Raw genomic sequence first — 20255 nt, forward strand, 5'->3', positions numbered from 1 at the left:
CATCTTCGTGGAGGAAGTCCGTCATGAGCATCATCGTCACCGGTGCAGCCGGCTTCATCGGTAGCAACCTGGTCCAGGCACTCAATGGCCGGGGTGAGACCGACATCGTCGCCGTCGACGATCTGACCGAGGGCGACAAATTCCGCAACCTCGCCGATGGCGAGATCGCCGACTACCTGGACAAGCGGGACCTGCTCCCGCTCCTGCGCGAAGGGCGCTTGGGGCGGCCGAGCGCGGTGTTCCACCAGGGCGCCTGCTCCAGCACCATGGAAGGCGATGGGCGCTTCATGATGGACAACAACTATCGCTACAGCTGCGAGCTGCTGGAGGCCTGCCTGGCCCAGGGCGTGCCCTTCATCTATGCGTCTTCGGCGGCCGTCTACGGTGGCAACCGGGTCTTTCGCGAGGAGCGCGAAGCGGAACGGCCGCTTAACGTCTACGGCTATTCCAAGTTCCTCTTCGACCAGCGGGTACGTCGCCTGCTCCCCCAGGCCCGCAGCCAGGTGGTGGGGCTGCGCTACTTCAACGTCTACGGCCCGCGCGAAAGCCACAAGGGGCGCATGGCTTCGGTGGCCTTTCACTGCTTCCGGCAGTATCGCGCCAGCGGCAAGGTCAGCCTGTTCGGCGCCTATGACGGCTACGCGGGCGGCGAGCACCTGCGGGACTTCGTTTCCGTGGAGGACGTGGCGCGGGTGAACCTGCACTTCCTCGACCAGCCACAGCGTTCCGGCATCTTCAATCTCGGCAGCGGGCGTGCCCAACCGTTCAACGATGTGGCCTGGAGCATGGTCAATGCCCTGCGCGCCCACGAAGGCCTGCCGCCGCTCAGCCTGCAGGCGATGCGCGAGCAAGGGCTGCTGTCCTACAGCGAGTTCCCCGAGGCCCTGCGTGGCAAGTACCAATGCTTCACCCAGGCTGATATCAGCTGTTTGCGCCAAGCCGGCTTCCGTCAGCCGATGCTGGATGTACAGCAGGGCGTGGAACGTTATTGCCACTGGCTGCTGGAACAGGAGTCGGGCGGCTGGCTGCCGGAAATGGGTCAGGCGGCCTGAGCGTGTTTCGCGAAACGGGGCAGGGAGTGCGATTCCGATGAAGGCAGGCAGAGGGCGCCGCTCGCTTGCCCCGTTTCGCGATCTCGAGGCAGACCTTGTAGGAGCGAGCTTGCTCGCGAACCTCCTGAGCCAGCCCTTACTGCCGTTTCGCGAATGAATTCGCTCCCACAGGGTTAAGGCGTCGCAGGGGCTGCCTTGGCCTCGACCGGCGCACCTTTACGCGCCGACAAGGCGATAGCGAAGATGATCAGTGCACCGCCGGCCAGCATGCGCAGGCCAGGCTCTTCGTTGAACAGCCACCAGGCGAAGGCAATGCCGTAGACCGGCTCCAGGGCAAAGATGACCGCCGTGGTCCGCGCCTTCAGTACTTTGAGACTCGCCACGAACAGACTGTGGGCGAGCCCGGTGCAGAACACCCCGAGCAGGGCGATCCAGAACCAGTCCATCGGCTTCACGTCGTGCAACAGTGGCCAACTGAAGGGGGCCAGGCACAGCACAATGGTGAGGTTCTGGCAGAGCGCCGCCTTCACCGGGTCCAGTCCCTTCACGCTGACGCGGTTGAGCAGCGACAGCAGCGAGAACAGCAGACCCGAAAGAATCGCCGAAAGTAGGCCCTGAGTGGCCGCGCTGCCCCAGTCGAAGCTGGGTGTTACCAGCACCAGGCCAAGGCTGACCAGGCCCACGATCAGAATTTCCTGGACGCGGATGCGCTCGCGGAACAACAAGCCTTCCAGCAAGAGGGTGAAGGCCGGGAAGCTGGCGAAGCCAAGGGTGGCGATGGCGACGCCCGCGACCTGCACCGCATGGAAGAAGGTGATCCAGTGCGCGCCCAGCAGCAGGCCGCCGAGCGCCAGCAGGGTCAGTTGGCGCAGGCCGGGATTCTGGCTCTTGCCGCGGGTGATGAGCTGGGCGAAGAGTGCCAGCGCAATCACGGCGAACAGCCCGCGACCGAAGGTGATGATCATCGGCGCGGTATTGGCGAGCTTGCCGAAAATGCCCGAAAGCCCGAACAGCAGGGCGCCCAGGTGGATGGCCAGCAGCGCGTTGCGTTCCGTCATGCCAGGCGCGCCCCGTTGGGCAGCGGCTTGTCGAAGCCAGCCAGGACAACCTTGTTTTCGTCGTCATGCACACCCGTGACGAGGATTTCCGAACGGATGCCGGCAATGCGTTTGGGCGCGAAGTTGCAGACGCAGAGTACCTGGCGCCCGACCAGTTCTTCCGCCTGGTAATGCGCGGTGAGCTGGGCACTGGAGGTCTTCACCCCGAGTTCGCCCAGGTCCACTTCCAGTACGAAGGCCGGTTTGATCGCCTTGGAATTGGGGGCAGCGGACAGCACAGTGCCGACGCGCAATTCGACGCGCTCGAAGTCGGCCCATTCGATGGTGGACATAGGGTTCTCCCTGATGACAGTCGCACCAGTCTAGTGACGACGAACGGCCTTGTCTGTCGTCAGGCTCGCGGGCTTTGTCGCGTTACTCGCGCCCACTGCGCAGGGCGCGAGGGGTGAGGCCGAACTCGCGGGATAGGGCGGCAGTGAAGGCGCTCTGGGAGCTGTAGCCGACTCGTGCGGCGATTTCCCCCACGGCCAGACGGCTTTCCAGCAGCAGCTGGCGGCCGAGGTGCAGCCGCCGGGCGCGCACGTAGTCCATGGGCGTCTGCCCGGTCTCGCTGAGAAAGCGGCTGTGGAAGCGCGCCACCGACAGGCCGCAGAGACGTGCCAGATCGGCGACCTGCAAGGGGTGGGCTGCATGCTGGTCGATATGGGCGTCCAGCGCGACCAGGGGCAGGGCGCTGCTGTCCTCCGGCTGTGCACCCGGTGCGGCGAGGCTGGCCAGCAGCAAACCGGCGGATTGGCCGGAAATCACTTCATCGGCCAGGGGACTGGCGGCGATCCAGCTGACCAGCTGGCTCTGCGCCGGGTTCAGGTTCAGCGCGCCGGGACGCTCCAGTAGGCGCCGGCCAGCGTCGAAATGCCGGCCCAGGGTGTGTCGCAGCCAGTCGTCGTCGGGTACATCCACCACCAGGCAGAGGCTCCCGCCGGGGCTGCCACAGGCGTGCTGCGCTTCAGGCGGCACCACCGCCAGGGTCTGACGCTGTACCAGCGCGCCACGGCCATCCACTTCGAAGTCCAGGCTGCCGGTCAGGCCGAAGACCAGTTGGGCATGGTCATGGCTGTGGACCAACAGGTCGTGGTTGTACTGGCGCAGGGACAGGATCGAATGCATGGCGCTTACCTCGGGGCAGGCGGCCATTCTACTCCCTGTTACGCGATGCGCGCTGTCACAGGCCTGCAACCTCGCGTTCATTCTCGGTTCACTGCAAAAGCTCACCATCGGCGAAACCCCGCCGGAGGTCGCCCATGAGCAGCGTCGAACGCCTGGAACCCGTCATCAAGACCAAGCCCCGCAAGCAGCGCGTGCGTACCCTGTGGATTTCCGATGTCCACCTGGGCACCCGCGACTGCCAGGCCGAGCACCTGGCGCGCTTCCTCAAGCAGTACCACGCCGACCGCATCTACCTGGTGGGTGACATCATCGACGGTTGGAAACTCAGGGGCGGTATCTACTGGCCCCAGGCGCACACCAACGTGATTCGCCGCCTGCTGACCATGAGCAAGCGCGGCACGGAGGTGATCTACGTCACCGGCAACCACGACGAATTCCTGCGTCGCTACTCGGCGCTGATGCTCGGCAACATCCAGTTGGTGGACGAAGCCGTTCACGAGACTGCCGATGGCCGCCGCATGCTGGTGATCCATGGCGATCAGTTCGATGTGATCACCCGCTACCACAAGTGGCTGGCCTTCCTCGGCGATTCCGCCTACGAGTTCACCCTCACACTGAACCGCTGGCTCAACCACTGGCGCGGGCGCTGGGGCTACGGCTACTGGTCGCTGTCGGCATACCTCAAGCACAAGGTGAAGAGCGCGGTGAACTTCATCAGCGACTTCGAGGAAGCCATCGCCCACGAGTGCGTCAAACGTGGCCTCGATGGCGTGGTCTGCGGCCACATCCACCACGCGGAGATTCGCAAGGTGGGCGGCGTGGAATACCTCAACTGCGGCGATTGGGTGGAGTCTTGCACCGCGCTGATCGAGCACTGGGACGGCAGCATAGAACTCTATCGCCTGGCCGACGCCCAGGCGCGGGAACTGGAGGCTCGCGCCGTGGAGCTGGTCGAGCCGGCGGCATGAGGATACTGATCGTCAGCGATGCCTGGCTGCCCCAGGTGAATGGCGTGGTCACCAGCCTGCAGGCGCTGGTGAGAGAGCTAGAAGGCCTCGGGCATCAGGTGATGCTGCTGTCGCCCCAGGGCTTTCGCTGTCGGCCCTGTCCGAGCTATCCGGAAATACCCCTGGCCTGGGACCTCTGGCGTGTCGGGCCGATGATCGAAGCCTTCGAGCCCGATTGCGTGCACCTGGCCACCGAAGGGCCCCTCGGCTGGGCCGCGAGGCATTGGCTGATCAAGCGCGGATTGGCCTTTTCCAGCGCCATCCACACGCGCTTTCCTGAATACATTCATGGCCGCTGGCCCTGGCTGCCCCTGTCCTGGGGCTATGCCTTTCTGCGTCTGTTCCACCGTCCCAGCCAGGCAGTGCTGGTGACCACCCAGCGCATGCGCGTGACATTCGCCGAGCATGGATTGGTCTGGCTCAACCTGTGGCGCAAGGGCGTGGACACAGCGCTGTTCCGCCCCATGGCGCTCCCCAGGCCGGAGGTGCCGGTGTTCCTCTATGTCGGCCGACTGGCCACGGAAAAGAATGTCGAAGCTTTCCTGGGCCTGGACTTGCCTGGCGAGAAATGGGTGGTGGGTGACGGACCGCTGCGGGGAGAGCTGGAGGTTCGTTATCCCGCTGCGCGCTTCTTCGGCTACCGCAAGGGCGAGGAACTGGCGCGCTTCTATGCGCAGGCCAGTGTGCTGGTGTTCCCCTCGCTGACCGATACCTATGGCCTGGTGATGCTCGAGGCGCTGGCCTGCGGTACGCCGGTGGCTGCGTTTCCGGTGGCCGGTCCGCTGGATGTGCTGGAGTCCGGCACGACCGGTTGCATGGACGACGACCTGCAGAAGGCCTGCCTGGCAGCGTTGGAGCTGGATCGCGGACTTTGTGCCGAAAAGGCGGGGGGGTTGTCCTGGCGGGCGTCGGCCCTGGAGTTCCTGGCGCGGCAGCCGATGCTGGATGGAGAGCCGTGCGTAGCACTTGCTCCGGGGTGGGAACAATCTTGTGGGGGCGAATTCATTCGCTGAGGACTGCGCAGCGGTCCCAACCCCTTTGGGGCGGGTCGTCGACCCGTTTAGCGAATGAATTCGCCCCCACAGAAATCTGGTGCTTTGCCAGGATCAGGGAATGATCTTGTCGCGCAGCTTCTCGGCGGCCAGTTGCAGGGCCTGGATGACCTTGGCCTTGTCGTAGTTCTGGATGCTGTTGGTATCCAGGTACATAGAGAAGCCGGGCAGTTCGTGCTCGACGTAGCTGGAGGCGGCGCCCAGGTCGCGGCGGAAGTCCACCACCTGGTAGATCTGCACCGGACGCGTGAAACCCTTGACGTTTATCTGGCCCTTGTCGCGGCACATGATCACGTCCTTCACCAGCGAGTAGGTCTCGTGGGAGATGAGGATTTCGCCGGCTTCGGATGCGGTTTCCAGGCGGCTGGCCAGGTTCACTTCGCGGCCGATGATGGTGTAGTCCATGCGCGTGTCGGCGCCGAAGTTGCCCACGGTGCAGTAGCCGGTGTTGATGCCCATGCGAATTTCCAGCGGCTTGGTGATGCCCTGGGCACGCCATTGCTGGCGCAGCACCTTCATGTGCTTGCGCATGGCCACCGCCATGGAAACGGCTGCCACGGCGTCCTTCTTGGCGCCCTGGGTGGAAGGGTCGCCGAAGAACACCATCACACTGTCGCCAACGAACTTGTCGATGGTGCCGCCGTACTTGAGGGCGATCTTCGACATGTCGTTGAGGTAGTTGTTGAGCAGGTCGGTCAGGGCTTCGGCTTCGAGTTCTTCGGAGAGTTCGGTGAAGCCCTTGATGTCGGAGAAGAACACGCTGAGCTTCTTGCGCTGGGTTTCCAGGCGCACGCTTTTCTTGCCGCTGAAGATCATTTCCCAAACCTGGGGCGACAGATATTTGGCGAGGTTGCGGGCCAGGCGCGCCGCTTTTTCCTGCTCGCGCTTGATCTCGCTGCGGGCCTGGGCCAGGCGCAGGCCCTGCTGGTGGACGAAATAGGCCGTGATGCAGATGTAGAGCGTGGTGAAGAACACGCTGACGACGGCCACCAGGGCCGGGGTGCCGCCCTTGATGGCAGGCTGCAGCGCCAGGCCGACGACTGCCATGCTGATCAGCGAACCGCCCAGCACGAAAGCCATCTGGCGCAGCCCGCCGAGGATCATGGCGCTGAAGCAGAGGGTCAGGACGACCATCAGTGTCGGCACGACGGAAAAGCCGAGCAGGGCAACGGCTGCGCCGGCGTGGAAGGTGTCGACGCCGAGGAGGATGCGGTCGGTGGGTTTGCCCGGGAAGCGCAGGCTCAGATGGTGGGCCAGATGCGGATAGAGCAGGGCGTAGGGGACCATCCAGAGGATGTCGAAGCCGAAATGCTGGACAGAAGTGCCGGCGGCGATGCTGGCGGCAATGGCCATATAGGCCAGCACACGCGAGTAGTACTCACGCAACACGGGCGTCGCGGTGGAGGGGTCGAGCATGGCAGGCTTCATGGCTTGGGTCTGTCCCTGGTGCTTTCTTGACGCGGGTTCGCAGCGTTCGCGAAATGCTGCAAGTCCTGGGCCATGGCTTAGGCTGGTGCGGGATCATAACCAAGCGAGGGACTGGCGGCCAAGCTGGCGCCAGTCCCTTCGTTCTCAGAAGCGGATGCGACCTGTGAATGCATCCTTCAGCATCACCCAGTCGCCCATGAAGCTGTACAGCGGGTACTTGAAAGTGGCGGGCTTGTTCTTCTCGAAGACGAAGTGCCCCACCCAGGCAAAGCCGTAGCCGGCGAACGGAATGGCCAGCAACCAGATCCATTGTTGGGTGGCCAGGGCGTAGCCGAGAATGCTCAGCACCAGCAGGCTTCCGACGTAATGGAGACGGCGGCAGGTGTCGTTGCTGTGTTCCTGCAGGTAGTAGGGGTAGAACTCGGCGAAGCTTTGGAAGCGATTGACGGACTCGGCGGGCATGGTGGCTGCTCCAGGTTCTTGTTGTCTGGAGCAGTGTAGGACGGGTGTCTCCGGGGGCCAGTGACAATGGGCGCCACTTTAGTATCCTTGCCGGCACTCCGCCCTGCAGGCGGCTGCCTTGAACTTCAGAACAAGAAGGCGCCATGAGCGAACGCACGACTTCTTCGAGCTGGGCCCTGGGGATAGTCCAGGCCCTGGAAATGGGCGGTGTGGACTGCCGCAACCTGTTTCCCGAACTCGGTCTCGACTACCAGGCCTTGAACGATCCCGACGCCCGCTTCCCCCAGGACGGCATGACACGCCTGTGGTTGCGCGCGGTCGAGCTGTCCGGCAATCCGGCCATCGGCCTGAACATGGCCAAGGTGGTGCGACCGGCGTCCTTCCATGTGGTGGGTTATGCGCTGATGTCCAGTCGCACGCTCAAGGAAGGATTCGCCCGGCTGGTGCGCTACCAGCGAATCATCGCCGAGGGTGCCGACCTCAGTTTCAGCGGTACGCCTGAAGGCTACGAGCTGCGGCTCTCGATTCACGGCGATCGGTTGCCACCGGCGCGACAGAGCGCCGAAGCGTCCATGGCTTATTGCCTGGCATTCTGCCGCTGGATGACCGGGCGACCGATCAACCCGCTGGAGATTCGTTTCCAGGGGCCGGCACCGGTGGATCTCGAGCCTTATCGCCAGGTGTTCCAGGCGCCGCTGCGCTTCAACGCCGAGCACTGCGCCTTGCTCTTCAGCCGTGCCGACATGGATACGCCGTTACCCACCGCGAACGAATCCCTGGCGCAGTTGCACGATCGCTTCGCCGGCGACTATCTGGCGCGCTTCTCCGGTACTCGCGTCACCCATCAGGTGCGTCAGGTGCTGTGCCGCCTGCTGCCCCAGGGCGAGCCCAAGCGCGAGGTGGTTGCGAGCCTCATGCACCTCTCACAGCGCACCTTGCAACGGCGTTTGCAGGAGGAAGGTGTGAGCTTCCAGCAATTGCTGGACGACACGCGCCGCGAACTGGCCGAGCAGTACCTGGCGCAGGCGAACCTGACCTTGCTGGAGATTGCCTACCTGTTGGGCTTCGCCGATCCGAGCAACTTTTTCCGTGCCTTCCGGCGTTGGTTTGACAGCACACCCGGCGAGTACCGCGCGCGGTTGGAAGAGGTCTGATCCGCGACCGCTGTGGGAGATCAGCGGCCCCGTAGGTTGGTCCGAGCCCACGAGGCCCAACGTGACTCGTTACAGGTGCCGAAGCGTTGGGGTTCGCTGCGCTCTAGCGGAACGCCGCCCGCACCAACCTGCAAAGGGCTGCGGGAGCACAGTCGTTCGCGATTGAAATGGCTATGTCTGCATTAAGTGTTGCAAGTAGCTGCATTGCCCGTAGGAGCTGGCTTGCCAGCGAATGGCCCCGTTTCGCTAGCAAGCTAGCTCCTACAAGGCTCCTGGACCGATGGCCGATTTCTGGCAACAGCTAACGCCGACATAGCCATTGAAATCGCTCCCACAGTTGAACCGCGCGCTGCGAACTCAGTGCCGCCAGAAGTAAGGCGTCATCAGCACCAGTACGGTCAGGATCTCCAGGCGACCCAGCAGCATGCCGAGGGTCAGCAGCCATTTTGCGCTGTCTGGCAGGCTGGAGAAGTTGCCGGCCGGGCCGATGATCTCACCCAGGCCGGGACCGACGCCGGAGACGGTGGCGGCGGCGCCGGTGAGGGCGGTGATCCAGTCCAGCCCCAGCAGCGACAGGCCCAGGGCGATGCCGCAGATGATGATGGTGAAGAAGAACGAGAAGGTCAGGATCGAGCGGACGATTTCGTCGTCCAGGCGATGGCCGTTGTAGTTCTGCTTGATCACGGCGCGTGGGTGCACCAGCTGCTTGAGGTTGGCCTTGAGCAGGATGTAGGCCACCTGGAAACGGAAGATCTTGATGCCGCCGGCGGTGGAGCCGGAGCAGCCGCCGACAAAGCCCAGGTAGAAGAACAGCATCAGCGAGAAATTGCCCCACAGGCTGTAGTCGCCCAGGGCGAAACCGGTCGTGGTGAGCACGGACGTCGTATTCACCGCCACATGGCGCAGGGCGTCCAGCCAGTGGAGGTTGGTCGTCAGCCAGTACCAGGTGCCGAGCACCAGCCAGATGATCAGCAGCAGGCCGAGGAAACCGCGTACCTGCTCATCCTTGAACAGCGCCAGGCGATGACCGCGAAACACCGTCACATAAAGCATGAAGGGCAGGCTGCCGAGGATCATCACCACCACCGCCACCCAGTGCACCGCAGGCTGGTGCCACTTGGCCAGGGATTGGTCCGAGGTGGAGAAGCCGCCTGTGGAAATCGCTGACATGGCGTGGTTGATCGCATCGAACATGCCCATGCCGGCAGCCCAGAAGGCCAGGGAGCCGAGCAAGGTGAAACCGACATAGATCGCGACGATGTACTTGGCCACCATGTGCGAGCGAGGCAGGACCTTTTCCGAGCGGTCGGAAGACTCCGTCTGGAACAGGCGCATGCCACCGATGCGCAGCAGCGGCAGGATCGCCACCGCCATGCCGATGAAGCCGATACCGCCGAGCCAGTGCAATAGCGAGCGCCAGATCAGGATGCCGGGCGACATGTTGTCCAGCCCGCTCAGCACTGTGGCGCCGGTGGCGGTGATCCCGGACATGCTCTCGAACCAGGCATCGGTGAAGCTGATGTGCTGGGTGAGCAGGAAGGGCAGGGCGGCGAATGCGCAGACGACGATCCAGCTCGAAACGGTCAGCAGATACATGTCGCGGGGGCGCAGATGGACATGCTCCGGCCGTCCGGGAATGACCAGTGCCAGGCCGGCGATGAAGGTGATCAGGCTCGACCAGACGAAGGAGTTGATATCGCCGGTGCGCTCATAGATCACCAGCGTCAACACCGGAATGGCCATGCTGACGGCGAGGGTGATCAGGAAAATGCCGATGAGGAAGCCGATGATGCGGAGAGTCGGCAGGGCCATGGATTCTGTTTCTGGCTGATGGGCGAAAGGCGCAATTCTAACCGCGCCCAGCGCCCTGTAAACCCGGCGTGTGAAAGGGAGTCGAGACCGATTGCGGCCCGGCCGTGTCGTGCACCCGAATGAGTAAAGCACGGCGCTTGCGAGACTGAGTTGCGTTATCCGTTAGAATGCCGGCTTCCTGATTGCTGGAGGTGGCCCATGGAGGCTCTCGACGCTCTGCTCAACCGCGTATCCCTGGCTCGCCTGCAAGCACCGGCACCCGACGCCGCCCAGCGCGAGGTGTTGTTCCGCGCGGCCCTGCGTGCACCGGACCATGGCTATCTGCGCCCTTGGCGCTTCCTGACCATCGAGGGCGAGGGGCGCGAGAAGCTCGGTGAGTTGTTCGTATCCGCTGTGCTCGCCAAGGACGCCCAGGCGCCGGAAGCGGCCACCACCAAGGCGCGCAACATGCCATTGCGGGCGCCGCTGATGGTCGTGGTGATCGCGACCCTGCAGGCCGGCCACAAGGTGCCGGAAGTCGAGCAGTTGCTGTCCGCGGGCTGCGCTGCCCACGGCATCGTGCTGGCCGCCCATGCGCTTGGCCTGGGGGCCATCTGGCGTACCGGTGAGATGGCGTATGACCGCACCGTCGCCGCTGGCCTCGGGCTGGCCGAGAACGAGCGGGTGGTGGGTTTCCTCTATCTGGGCAGCGTCGAGGGAGATCGCCGCGCTGCGCCGGAGCTGGCTCCGGCAGATTTCGTCCAGAGCTGGGGCTGATCAGGCCTTCAATGCAGTAGGCAGTTCCAGGGTGGCGATGAAGCCGCCCTCGGGGTGATTGCCCAGATGCAGGCTGCCGCCGTGGCGCTCCACTGCCCGGCGGGCGATGGCCAGCCCCAGGCCATGGCCTGCACCGGTCTGATTGGGCGCGCGGAAGAAGGGTTCGCCCAGCTGCGCCAGGTGTTCGGCGGCGACCCCGGGGCCGTGGTCGCGGACCTGGATCACTAGCCTGGCTTCCTGTTCCTTGACTGTCACTTCCACCGGCCGGTCCTGCGGATTGAAGCGCAGGGCATTGCGCAGCAGGTTATCCAGCGCGCGTTCCAGCATGTCGGGCCAGCCTTCGAGTTGTGGCTCGCCGCTGCAATCGATGCGGACTTGCTGCTCTGGTGCCAACAGGCGGGCGTCTTCCTTCAGTTTTTCCAGTAGGGGTCGCAGCGTGATCGGATAGCGTGCGCCCGGCTCCGCATCGAGACGAGCCAGGGCGAGGATTTCGCTGATCAGTGCCTCGAGGCGGTCGCATTCCTGGCCAAGGCGCGGCCACAGGGCTTGCCGTTGCTGGGGCTCGGCGCGCTCGGCCAGCGCCAGGGCGATACGCAGGCGTGCAAGCGGCGAACGCAGCTCGTGGGATACATCGCGCAGCAACTGGCGCTGGCTGCCGATCAGGCCTTGCAGGCGCTGCCCCATGCGGTTGAAGTCGCCGGCCAATACCCCCAGCTCATCCCGCCGACGTGCCAGACGCGCGAGGCTGTCCTGCTGGTAAGCGGTCTGGCCGAGGTCGTGTACGGCGCGGCGCAGGCGGTCCAGCGGCCGGGTGATCGACAGGGTGAGGGCCAGGCTGAACAGGGTCAGCACCACCAGCGCGATACCCAGCGCACTGAAAGGCCACAGCAGGCTGCCACGGTGCCAGGCATCCAGTTCGGGGTAGGGGATGCGGTAGATGATCAGGTAGGACTCTCCGCTGGCCGGACTGGTGAATTCCTCGGTCAGCCGACGCCAGGGCAGCCGGCGCGAATTCTGCTGGCGCGCCTCGAAGGCTGCGGCGCGTCGGGGGAACGTGCCTTTTACGACGGGTTGGCCGGTGTCGTTGAGAATCTGTATGTCGATCCGTGCGCGATGGCGGAAGTGTTCCAGGAACCGCTGGGTGTCCTGCGGGCCCTGCTCCTCGAAGCGTTGCACCAGACGTTCGGCCAGCCCCTGCAGCGAGGGGTGATGGTTGAGGATCCAGGTATCCTGGTTGAGGGCGCGACCCAGCAGGATGGCCAGGCCGGCTACCAGGGCCAGCGCCAGCCAAAGGGTGGCCAGGATTCTCCAGAAGAGTGAACGCACGGGGTTGCTCCTGAACGGCAAAACCCATCAGGCCGGAGGGCCTGATGGGTATGTGGTCGGTGCCTGCGGCCGATGCCGCGAGGCAATTACTGGGCCTTCTTGTCCTTCTCGGCCTTCCAGGCTTCGAACTCGGCGCGTTCGGCGCGGCGTTCTTCCATTTTCTTCTGGATGTCATCGAAGGTCTTCTGCTGCTCGGGCTTGAGCTGGGCGCGGATGGCTTCGCGGTTCTTGATCTCGGCGGCCTTGAGTTCGTCCTGCATGGCCTTCTTCTCGGCGGCCGGTAGCTTGTCCAGGTAGCGCTGGGTAATCTCGTGACGGGATTTCATCTGGTCGCGCATCAGCTTGCCGATTTCATGGCGCTGTTCCTGGGTGAGGTCCAGTTCCTTGAACATGTGGCCACCGAAACCGCGCTCGTGGCGCGGGCCGCCTTCCGGCATGGCCATGGCCAGGGTCGGCAGGGTAGCGGCGAGCAGCAGGGCGGTAAGGGTCTTGCGCATGGTGGTTCTCCTAGTCTCGATTCCGGCCAGTTGCCGGATGTGCCCAGTCTAGGGATGGCAAGGTCAAGCGCGGTCAGTGCTGCGTAAAGCCTCGGTAAAGACAGAGCCAGCCTATGCGCTGTAGTAGTAACCACGGCTCCGCAGCGCGAGGATTCTCGGGCGGCCGTCAGCGTGGGGGCCGAGCTTCTTGCGCAGGTTGCTGACATGCATGTCCAGGCTGCGGTCATAGAGCGTCAGCTTGCGACCGAGCGCCAGTTGCGCCAACTGCTGTTTGTCCAGCGGTTCGCCAGGCTGGCGCAGCAGGGCTTCGAGCAGGCGGCCTTCGGAGAGTGTCAGGGTCACTTCGTGATTGGCGACGGTGACGACACCGCGCACGGGGCTGTAGCAGAGATCGCCCAGCTCCAGCTGGCTGGACGGCTGCGGCGGCTGGCTGCGGCGCAGCACGGCGCGCAGGCGGGCGGTGAGCTCGCGGGGGTCGCAGGGTTTGGCCAGGTAATCGTCAGCGCCGAGTTCCAGGCCGAGGATGCGGTCCAGCGGCTCGCCGCGGGCAGACAGCATGAGGACCGGAAGGTCCGGATGGTCGCTGCGCAACTGCTTGAGCAGTTCCAGGCCGCTGCCATCCGGCAACATCACGTCCAGCACTACTGCGGAGGGCGCGTGCTCGGCCAGGGCAGCGCGGGCGGAGTGGCCGTCATGGCAGGCGCGCACGACGAAGCCCTCCTGGCTGAGCCAACTGATCAGTAGCTCGCAGAGTTCCTGATCGTCATCGATAAGCAGCAATTCACTCATGGTGCGGGTCAGTTGATCCATTGACGGCGCTGGCGGCGCCCACCGCGGGCGATCAGGCCGGTACACAGGGAGAGCAAGGCCACGCCACCGCCCACCGCAAACCAGGTCTGCTGTTCGCTCAGCAGGCGCGGTGCCTGCGAGGCCTGTGCTTCCTTGAGCTGCAGCTTGAGCCGCTGGTTTTCCTGACGCAGGCGGGCGAGCTGGGCGTTCTCGCGCTCGTTGCTGTCAGCTTCGGCCTGGGTGGCCAGCTCGCTGCGCAGACGTTCGCTCTCAGCCAGTTGCCGCTGCAGTTGATCGACCTGGGCAAGAAGGGCGTCATTGGCGGCAACGGGGGCTCCCGTCACCACCGGAGCACTTGCCGCCTCTGATGATGCAGGTTGGAGTTCTTCAGCCTGGGCCAGGCTGCAGAGCAGCGCGGCGGTTAACAGCAGGGGCAATTGACCGACGTGCATGGGAACTCCTTTTTCCTGGCGTGGACTGATTTAGAGAACGCTGGCTTACGGGAATACCTGTTTGAAGGGTTTGACCACGACATCGGCGTAGACGCCGGCTGCGCGGTACGGGTCGGCATCGGCCCAGGCCTTGGCGGTCTCGAGGGATTCGAACTCGGCGACGATCAGGCTGCCGGTGAAGCCGGCACTGCCCGGATCGTTGCTATCGACCGCGGGGTGCGGGCCGGCCAGCACGATGCGGCCCTCGGCCTTCAGCTGCTCCAGGCGTGCGAGGTGCGCAGGGCGGGCGGCGAGACGGTTTTCCAGGGAATTGGCGACGTCGGTGGCGATGATGGCGTAGAGCATGGCAATCCTTACTGTTGAGGCTTTTCGGTTTCGCCGTCGTGGATGTGACGGGCCAGGTAGACACCTTGGCCAACCAGGAAGAGCACGGTCATGCCGAGGCTGCCGAAGACTTTGAAGTCCACCCAGAACTCGTGGAAGGTGAAGGCCACGAAGAGGTTGGCGAATCCGCAGATGAGGAAGAACGCGATCCACGCCAGATTCAGGCGTACCCAGATGGCCTGGGGCAGGTTCAGGGCATGGCCCATCACGCGCTGGATCAGGGGCTTGTCACCGATGAAATGGCTGCCGGCGAACGCCAGGGCGAACAGCCAGTTCACGACTGGCGCTTTCCATTTGAGGAATGTCTCGCTGTGGAAGGCGAGGGTCATGCCGCCGAACACCAGGCAGGCCGCCAAGGTCAGCCACTGACCTTTTTCCAGGCGGCGCTGGTGCAGGAAGATGGCGCCGTAAACGATCACCGAGGTGATGATCAGAACGGCTGTGGCGCTGAAAATACCGCCTAGCATATAGGTATGCCCGGCCAGCTCGACGGCGCGCGGTTCCAGTTTGTAGACGATGAAGAAGAGGACAAGCGGGATGAAGTCGATGAATTGTTTCACGGCAGCAGCCAGAAGCGGGATGTGGCGGCATAATAACAAACCATTCCCCTAGCGAAAGCAGACCCCATGCAGATCGACCTGCATTGTCACAGTACGGCCTCCGACGGTGCCCTGGCTCCTGCGGTCCTCGTCGCTCGCGCCCATGAACGGGGCGTGCGCCTGCTGGCGCTGACCGACCACGACACCCTGGAGGGGTTGGACGAGGCCCGCGAAGCGGCCGCGGCGCTGGACATGCAGCTGATCAATGGTATCGAGCTGTCCTGTACCTGGGGCGGAGCGACGATCCATGTCCTGGGGTATGCCTTTGCCGCCGATGCCCCCTCCTTGCTGAAGGCCATTGCCGACCTGCATCAAGGGCGTTGGGCTCGGGCCGAAGAAATCTCCCGCCGCCTCGCCGCCAAGGGCATGCCGGGAGCGCTGGAAGGCGCGCGGGCGGTGCAGCAGGAACTGGGTGACAGCGGCAATGCGCCCGCGCGCCCGCATTTCGCCGAGTTCCTCGTTCGCGCGGGCCATGTGCGCGACCGCGCCGAGGCATTCCGCAAATGGCTGGGCGCAGGCAAGCTGGGCGACGTGAAGCAGCACTGGCCGACCCTGGCCGAAGCGGTGGGCACCTTGATCGCCGCTGGCGCCTGGATCAGCCTGGCGCATCCTTGGCAGTACAACTTCACCGGCGCAAAACGACGCAAGCTGGTGGCGGACTTCATTCAGGCCGGCGGTCACGCACTGGAAGTTGTGAATGGCCTGCAGCCGGCGGACCAGGTGGGAAGCCTGGCCGTGCTCGCGCGTGAATTCGGCATGCTGGTCAGTGCCGGTAGTGACTTCCATGCACCCTGCGATTGGTCGGAGCTGGGCATGTACCGACCCTTGCCGGATGACCTGCCGCCGATTTGGGGGCGCTTCCGCCATGCCCACAGCCCTACTGCTGCCCTCTGAACAGGGAGATGTTGTGAGTCAATTTTTCCAGGTACACCCGGAGAATCCACAGCCGCGCCTGATTCGGCAGGCGGTGGAAATCGTCAAGGCGGGCGGGGTAATCGTCTATCCCACCGACTCTTCCTATGCCCTGGGATGCCTGATCGGTGACAAGGGCGCCGTGGAGCGCATTCGCCGCCTGCGCCGGCTGGACGAGAAACACAACTTCACCTTGCTCTGCCGCGATCTTTCGGAGATCGGCATTTTCGCCAAGGTGGATACCACGGCTTTCCGCCTGATCAAGGCGCACACACCCGGTCCCTACACCTTCATCCTCAACGCCACCCGGGAAGTGCCGCGCATGCTGATGCACCCGAAGCGGCGCACCATCGGTCTGCGGGTGCCGGATCACCCCATCACGCTGGCTTTGCTCGAGCAACTGGGGGCGCCCCTGATAAGCACTACCCTGATTCTGCCGGGGGAAGACCTGCCGATGAGTGATCCCTACGAGATGCGGAAAATCCTCGAGCACCAGGTGGACCTGATCATCGACGGCGGCCACGGCGGTATGGCCGCTTCCACCGTCATCAGCCTGTCAGAAGGCAAGCCTGAGGTGGTGCGCGTGGGCTGCGGTGATCCGCAGCCCTTCCTCGACGAGGAGTGACGGCGCTACTCAAAGCAGGATCGCCACCAGGATGATCACCAGCAGGATGATGATGAAGTCGGTGGTGCTGATCGCGCCACCGGCCGGCACCGCATCCATCTTCTGCGCCAGCTGCGCGGCTTCCGCAGGTGTCATGGCCTGGACCCTGGCACGGGCCGTAGCAGCATCCACGCCCATGGTGCGCATCTGCGCCTGTACCTCGGCCTTGCTCAGGAACGCATCGATTTTCGCGCGATCATTCGGCTGTTGCTGGGCCGAGACGGCTTCATCGGTGGCGATCATGCCGGCGTATGACGACGTCACCGGCACCAGCGTGAGGCAAAGAAGCATGAGTACGGCAGTGAACATCAGGTTAAAGCGTTTCATCTGAACCTCCGTGAGCGTTAGCTCCAGACCCGACCAGGAGTGCTGCGTCGTACTTTTTTAGTCTGGCACATGGTGCTAACGTGCCCGTTTTCCGCCGACCGGTGCATTTTCGGTGGATATTTCCACCAGGCAGCAGTACCAACCCGGCCGCGCGGCAAGAGGACACCATGCAGAACACGCCGCCATCCGAGGGGCACGACAGCCAGGCCGGCGCCCAGCAGGAACTACCCTTCGCCCTCGTCTATGGCCAGGCGGTCACCGAGCTGCCGCAGGACCTCTATATCCCGCCGGATGCGCTGGAAGTGTTCCTCGAAGCCTTCGAGGGCCCGCTCGACTTGCTGCTGTACCTGATCCGCAAGCAGAACATCGACATCCTCGATATCCCGGTGGCAGCCATCACCCACCAGTACATGTCTTATGTCGAGCTGATGAAGTCAGTGCGTCTGGAACTGGCCGCCGAGTACCTGGTAATGGCCGCGATGCTGGCGGAGATCAAGTCGCGCATGCTGCTGCCACGCTCGAATGAAGCGGAGGAAGAGGAAGACGATCCGCGTGCCGAGCTGATTCGCCGTCTGCAGGAATACGAACGCTTCAAGGCCGCAGCCGAAGGTATCGACCAACTCCCCCGGGTGGGGCGTGATGTCACCGTCCCGCGCCTCGATGCGCCGGAAGCGCGGGCGCGCAAGCTGTTGCCGGACGTCGCCCTGGAAGAACTGCTGTTGTCCATGGCCGAAGTGCTGCGCCGTGCCGACATGTTCGAAAGCCACCAGGTCACCCGCGAAGCATTGTCTACCCGGGAGCGCATGAGCGAAGTGCTGGAGCGGCTCAAGGGTGGCGCCTTCGTGCCCTTCGTCGCCCTGTTCACAATGGAGGAGGGCCGCCTCGGAGTCGTGGTCACCTTCATGGCTGTGCTGGAACTGATCAAGGAACAGCTGGTGGAACTCGTGCAGAATGAACCCTTCGCCCCCATCCATGTGCGCGCCAGGGCCGAGTAGATGAACCTCAACGACCCCAAGGATCTCGCTTCGCTGCTGGAAGCCTTTCTCCTGGCCTCCGGCAAGCCCCTGTCGTTGGAGCGCCTGGCTGAACTCTTCGAAGAGGCCGAGCGTCCCGAGTTGTCGGTGATCCGTTCCGCCCTGGCAATTCTCGCCAAGAGCTGTGAAGGGCGCGCGTTCGAGCTGCGCGAGGTCGCTTCCGGCTACCGCCTGCAGGTGCGCGAGCGATTTTCACCCTGGGTCGGCCGGCTCTGGGAGGAGCGCCCCCAGCGCTACTCGCGCGCCATGTTGGAAACCCTCGCCCTGGTGGCCTATCGGCAACCCATCACCCGGGGCGAGATCGAGGACATCCGTGGCGTTGCGGTCAACAGCCAGATCGTCAAAACGCTGCTGGAGCGTGAGTGGATTCGCGTCGTGGGTTATCGCGACGTACCCGGCAAGCCGGCGATGTTCGCCACAACCCGCGCTTTCCTCGACCACTTCAACCTGAAGAGCCTCGAAGAACTTCCGCCGCTGGCCGCCTTGCGCGAGTTGGAGCCCGAGCCGGTCTTGGCGCTGGAGGACGGCGACGCGCCGGTACCCGATGGCCTGCAGGCCCGCGCTGACGCCGAGCAGCCGACCGAGCCGCGCGAAGAAACCAGTTTCCGCTCCCTGTTGGCGGAGCTGGACATCATGGAAGAGGGCTTGAAGACCGACTTCGATGATCTGTTGCTCGCCGAAGCCGACGACGATTCCGCCACCGAAGCGGACGACGAGTCGCTGCCGGACGAAACCCTGCACTGACGCCACCGGTCAGCGGACGGGCTGACGTCAGGTCTTTGCTCAACTAGCCTGAGTGCCACCGGCCGCGTATGATGCGCGGCCTTTTTACTGATACACCGGGAGGTGCCCAGATGAGTGAAGTCGAATTCAGCCCCGCAGGGGAAAAACTGCAGAAAGTCCTGGCCCGCATGGGTCTGGCCTCGCGCCGCGATATCGAGGCGTGGATCACTGAAGGTCGGGTCAAGGTCAATGGCGAGATCGCTACCCTTGGCCAGCGCGTCGACACCCATGACGCCATCAGCGTCGATGGTCGCCTGCTCAAGCGCGAAGAAGAAGTCGAAAGCGTCCGCCGTGTCCTGATCTACAACAAGCCCGAAGGCGAAGTCTGCACCCGCGACGACCCGGAAGGCCGCGCCACCGTATTCGAGCGCCTGCCGCGCCTCAAGGCCGGCCGCTGGATCAACATCGGTCGCCTGGACATCAACACCACCGGCCTGCTGCTGTTCACCACCGACGGTGAACTGGCCAACCGCCTGATGCATCCCTCCTACGAGATGGACCGCGAATATGCGGTGCGCGTGCGTGGTGAAGTCACCGAGGAAATGCTGGAGAACCTGAAGAAGGGCGTGATGCTCGACGACGGCCCGGCCAAGTTCACCGACATCAAGGAAGCCCCCGGCGGCGAAGGTCTCAACCACTGGTATCACTGCGTGGTGATGGAAGGCCGTAACCGCGAAGTGCGCCGTCTCTGGGAGTCCCAGGGCCTTGTGGTCAGCCGCCTCAAGCGTGTGCGTTTCGGTCCGGTGTTCATCACTTCCGACCTGACCATGGGGCGCTGGCGCGAAATGAGCCAGAACGAGGTGGATATCCTCAGCACCGAAGTCGGCCTCACGCCGGTGGCCCTGCCGGCCATGAAAGGCAAGTTCCGCGAAAAGCTGGATCGCCTGCAGCGCAAGTCGGCCAAGCCGGTTGGCGCTCGTGCGCCGCGTCGTGACGACGACGAGCGCCCGGCCCGTGGTCCGCGCCGTGAAGGTGATGAGCGTCCGGCGCGTGGTCCGCGCAGCGAGGGTGGTGAGCGTCCGGCCCGTGGTCCGCGTCGCGAAGGTGATGAGCGTCCCGCCCGTGGTCCGCGTCGCGAGGGCGATGAGCGTCCGGCTCGTGGCCCGCGCAGCGAGGGTGGTGAGCGTCCGGCTCGTGGTCCACGTCGCGACGGCGATGAGCGTCCGGCTCGTGGTCCGCGCAGTGAAGGTGGCGAGCGTCCGACCCGTGGCCCGCGTAGCGAAGGCGGTGAGCGTCCGGCCCGTGGTCCGCGTCGCGACGGTGATGAGCGTCCGGCGCGTGCTCCTCGTGGCACGCCCGTGGCCGATCGTCCGCGTGATGTGAACAAGAAGCGTCCGGCCAAGCCCCAGGGCGAGCGTCCGGCCGTTGAGCTGGCCGACCGTCCGGCTCGCAAGCCCCAGCGCCCGCAGCACAAGCGCAGTGGGCCTGCAGGTGGCGATGGTCAGCGTCCGGGATTCGGTCGCAAGCGCTGATCGAAGGTAAAAAGAAGAAGGGGCTCAGATGAGCCCCTTCTTTTTTCTCAGTGGAAGATTCCATGTCA

At 64.3% G+C, this 20255-nt stretch carries 23 protein-coding genes; 10 read left to right on the plus strand and 13 right to left on the minus strand.

Annotation, left to right across the window (positions count from 1 at the left end):
- Positions 1 to 23 precede the first annotated feature (23 nt).
- Complete coding sequence (gene rfaD / locus DM872_RS17525) at positions 24 to 1052, plus strand: ADP-glyceromanno-heptose 6-epimerase (protein ID WP_179060660.1); 1029 nt, start codon at positions 24 to 26, stop codon at positions 1050 to 1052.
- Positions 1053 to 1225: 173 nt separating this feature from the next.
- Here the strand turns inward: rfaD and DM872_RS17530 are convergent, their stop codons facing one another.
- The 3 genes from DM872_RS17530 to DM872_RS17540 all read right to left on the minus strand — a co-directional run bounded on the left by DM872_RS17530 (position 1226) and on the right by DM872_RS17540 (position 3277).
- Positions 1226 to 2110: a DMT family transporter gene (locus DM872_RS17530; protein ID WP_179060661.1), complete on the minus strand. Its 885-nt coding sequence runs from the start codon at positions 2108 to 2110 to the stop codon at positions 1226 to 1228.
- A complete protein-coding gene (locus tag DM872_RS17535; protein ID WP_179060662.1) occupies positions 2107 to 2442 on the minus strand; it encodes a tRNA-binding protein in 336 nt (111 codons plus the stop codon). The genes DM872_RS17530 and DM872_RS17535 overlap by 4 nt, the downstream gene beginning before the upstream one ends.
- Positions 2443 to 2524: 82 nt before the next feature.
- Positions 2525 to 3277 (minus strand): AraC family transcriptional regulator, encoded by a 753-nt coding sequence (locus tag DM872_RS17540; RefSeq protein WP_179060663.1) that lies wholly within the window; start codon positions 3275 to 3277, stop codon positions 2525 to 2527.
- Between the two features lie 134 nt (positions 3278 to 3411).
- Here DM872_RS17540 and DM872_RS17545 point away from each other — a divergent pair, with 134 nt between their 5' ends.
- Both DM872_RS17545 and DM872_RS17550 read left to right on the plus strand, forming a co-directional pair.
- Entirely contained in the window at positions 3412 to 4245 is an 834-nt protein-coding gene (locus DM872_RS17545; protein ID WP_179060664.1) for a UDP-2,3-diacylglucosamine diphosphatase, read from the plus strand.
- Positions 4242 to 5297, plus strand: a complete 1056-nt coding sequence (locus DM872_RS17550) for a glycosyltransferase family 4 protein (RefSeq protein WP_179060665.1) — start codon at positions 4242 to 4244, stop codon at positions 5295 to 5297. Before DM872_RS17545 ends, DM872_RS17550 begins: the two co-directional genes overlap by 4 nt.
- Positions 5298 to 5390: 93 nt before the next feature.
- Here DM872_RS17550 and DM872_RS17555 read toward each other — a convergent pair whose 3' ends face one another.
- A complete protein-coding gene (locus DM872_RS17555; protein WP_373273724.1) occupies positions 5391 to 6752 on the minus strand; it encodes an adenylate/guanylate cyclase domain-containing protein in 1362 nt (453 codons plus the stop codon).
- Between the two features lie 156 nt (positions 6753 to 6908).
- Positions 6909 to 7226, minus strand: a complete 318-nt coding sequence (locus DM872_RS17560; protein WP_077522009.1) for an Mpo1-like protein — start codon at positions 7224 to 7226, stop codon at positions 6909 to 6911.
- 143 nt (positions 7227 to 7369) lie between these two features.
- Here DM872_RS17560 and DM872_RS17565 point away from each other — a divergent pair, with 143 nt between their 5' ends.
- A complete protein-coding gene (locus DM872_RS17565; protein WP_179060667.1) occupies positions 7370 to 8380 on the plus strand; it encodes an AraC family transcriptional regulator in 1011 nt (336 codons plus the stop codon).
- A gap of 357 nt (positions 8381 to 8737) precedes the next feature.
- On the opposite strand, the gene DM872_RS17570 is transcribed toward DM872_RS17565, so the two are convergent.
- A complete protein-coding gene (locus tag DM872_RS17570) occupies positions 8738 to 10192 on the minus strand; it encodes a TrkH family potassium uptake protein (protein ID WP_179060668.1) in 1455 nt (484 codons plus the stop codon).
- Between the two features lie 198 nt (positions 10193 to 10390).
- Between DM872_RS17570 and DM872_RS17575 the strand changes: the two genes are divergently transcribed.
- Positions 10391 to 10948: a nitroreductase family protein gene (locus DM872_RS17575; protein WP_179060669.1), complete on the plus strand. Its 558-nt coding sequence runs from the start codon at positions 10391 to 10393 to the stop codon at positions 10946 to 10948.
- Here DM872_RS17575 and DM872_RS17580 read toward each other — a convergent pair whose 3' ends face one another.
- From DM872_RS17580 to DM872_RS17605, 6 genes are all read right to left on the minus strand, one after another.
- Positions 10949 to 12274 carry a sensor histidine kinase gene (locus tag DM872_RS17580; protein ID WP_179060670.1) on the minus strand — a complete coding sequence of 442 codons (1326 nt, stop codon included), beginning with the start codon at positions 12272 to 12274 and terminating at the stop codon, positions 10949 to 10951. It lies immediately after the preceding gene.
- A gap of 86 nt (positions 12275 to 12360) precedes the next feature.
- Entirely contained in the window at positions 12361 to 12771 is a 411-nt protein-coding gene (locus DM872_RS17585) for a Spy/CpxP family protein refolding chaperone (protein WP_179060671.1), read from the minus strand.
- A 111-nt stretch (positions 12772 to 12882) separates the two neighbouring features.
- Positions 12883 to 13560, minus strand: coding sequence for a response regulator transcription factor (locus tag DM872_RS17590; RefSeq protein WP_179060723.1), 678 nt, complete (start codon positions 13558 to 13560; stop codon positions 12883 to 12885).
- A gap of 8 nt (positions 13561 to 13568) precedes the next feature.
- Positions 13569 to 14012, minus strand: coding sequence for a hypothetical protein (locus DM872_RS17595; protein WP_179060672.1), 444 nt, complete (start codon positions 14010 to 14012; stop codon positions 13569 to 13571).
- 45 nt (positions 14013 to 14057) lie between these two features.
- The gene (locus tag DM872_RS17600; protein WP_179060673.1) at positions 14058 to 14357 is read right to left on the minus strand and encodes a YciI family protein; all 300 of its coding nucleotides are present in this window, start codon (positions 14355 to 14357) and stop codon (positions 14058 to 14060) included.
- Positions 14358 to 14365: 8 nt separating this feature from the next.
- On the minus strand, positions 14366 to 14956 hold the full coding sequence (locus tag DM872_RS17605) for a septation protein A (protein WP_280352672.1): 591 nt from the start codon (positions 14954 to 14956) through the stop codon (positions 14366 to 14368).
- 66 nt (positions 14957 to 15022) lie between these two features.
- On the opposite strand from DM872_RS17605, the gene DM872_RS17610 reads away from it, so the two are divergent.
- Positions 15023 to 15889, plus strand: coding sequence for a PHP domain-containing protein (locus tag DM872_RS17610; RefSeq protein WP_179060675.1), 867 nt, complete (start codon positions 15023 to 15025; stop codon positions 15887 to 15889).
- Positions 15890 to 15902: 13 nt separating this feature from the next.
- Entirely contained in the window at positions 15903 to 16532 is a 630-nt protein-coding gene (locus DM872_RS17615; RefSeq protein WP_179060676.1) for an L-threonylcarbamoyladenylate synthase, read from the plus strand.
- Positions 16533 to 16541: 9 nt separating this feature from the next.
- On the opposite strand, the gene DM872_RS17620 is transcribed toward DM872_RS17615, so the two are convergent.
- Positions 16542 to 16898 carry a PA2779 family protein gene (locus DM872_RS17620; RefSeq protein WP_179060677.1) on the minus strand — a complete coding sequence of 119 codons (357 nt, stop codon included), beginning with the start codon at positions 16896 to 16898 and terminating at the stop codon, positions 16542 to 16544.
- A gap of 296 nt (positions 16899 to 17194) precedes the next feature.
- Between DM872_RS17620 and DM872_RS17625 the strand changes: the two genes are divergently transcribed.
- From DM872_RS17625 to rluB, 3 genes are all read left to right on the plus strand, one after another.
- Entirely contained in the window at positions 17195 to 17893 is a 699-nt protein-coding gene (locus tag DM872_RS17625) for a segregation and condensation protein A (RefSeq protein ID WP_179060724.1), read from the plus strand.
- A complete protein-coding gene (gene scpB, locus DM872_RS17630; protein ID WP_179060678.1) occupies positions 17894 to 18676 on the plus strand; it encodes an SMC-Scp complex subunit ScpB in 783 nt (260 codons plus the stop codon). It abuts the gene before it with no gap.
- 110 nt (positions 18677 to 18786) lie between these two features.
- Positions 18787 to 20187 (plus strand): 23S rRNA pseudouridine(2605) synthase RluB, encoded by a 1401-nt coding sequence (gene rluB, locus DM872_RS17635; protein ID WP_179060679.1) that lies wholly within the window; start codon positions 18787 to 18789, stop codon positions 20185 to 20187.
- The last annotated feature ends 68 nt before the right edge of the window (positions 20188 to 20255 follow it).

It is taken from the genome of Pseudomonas taiwanensis, assembly GCF_013393345.1.
GTDB lineage: Bacteria > Pseudomonadota > Gammaproteobacteria > Pseudomonadales > Pseudomonadaceae > Metapseudomonas > Metapseudomonas resinovorans_C.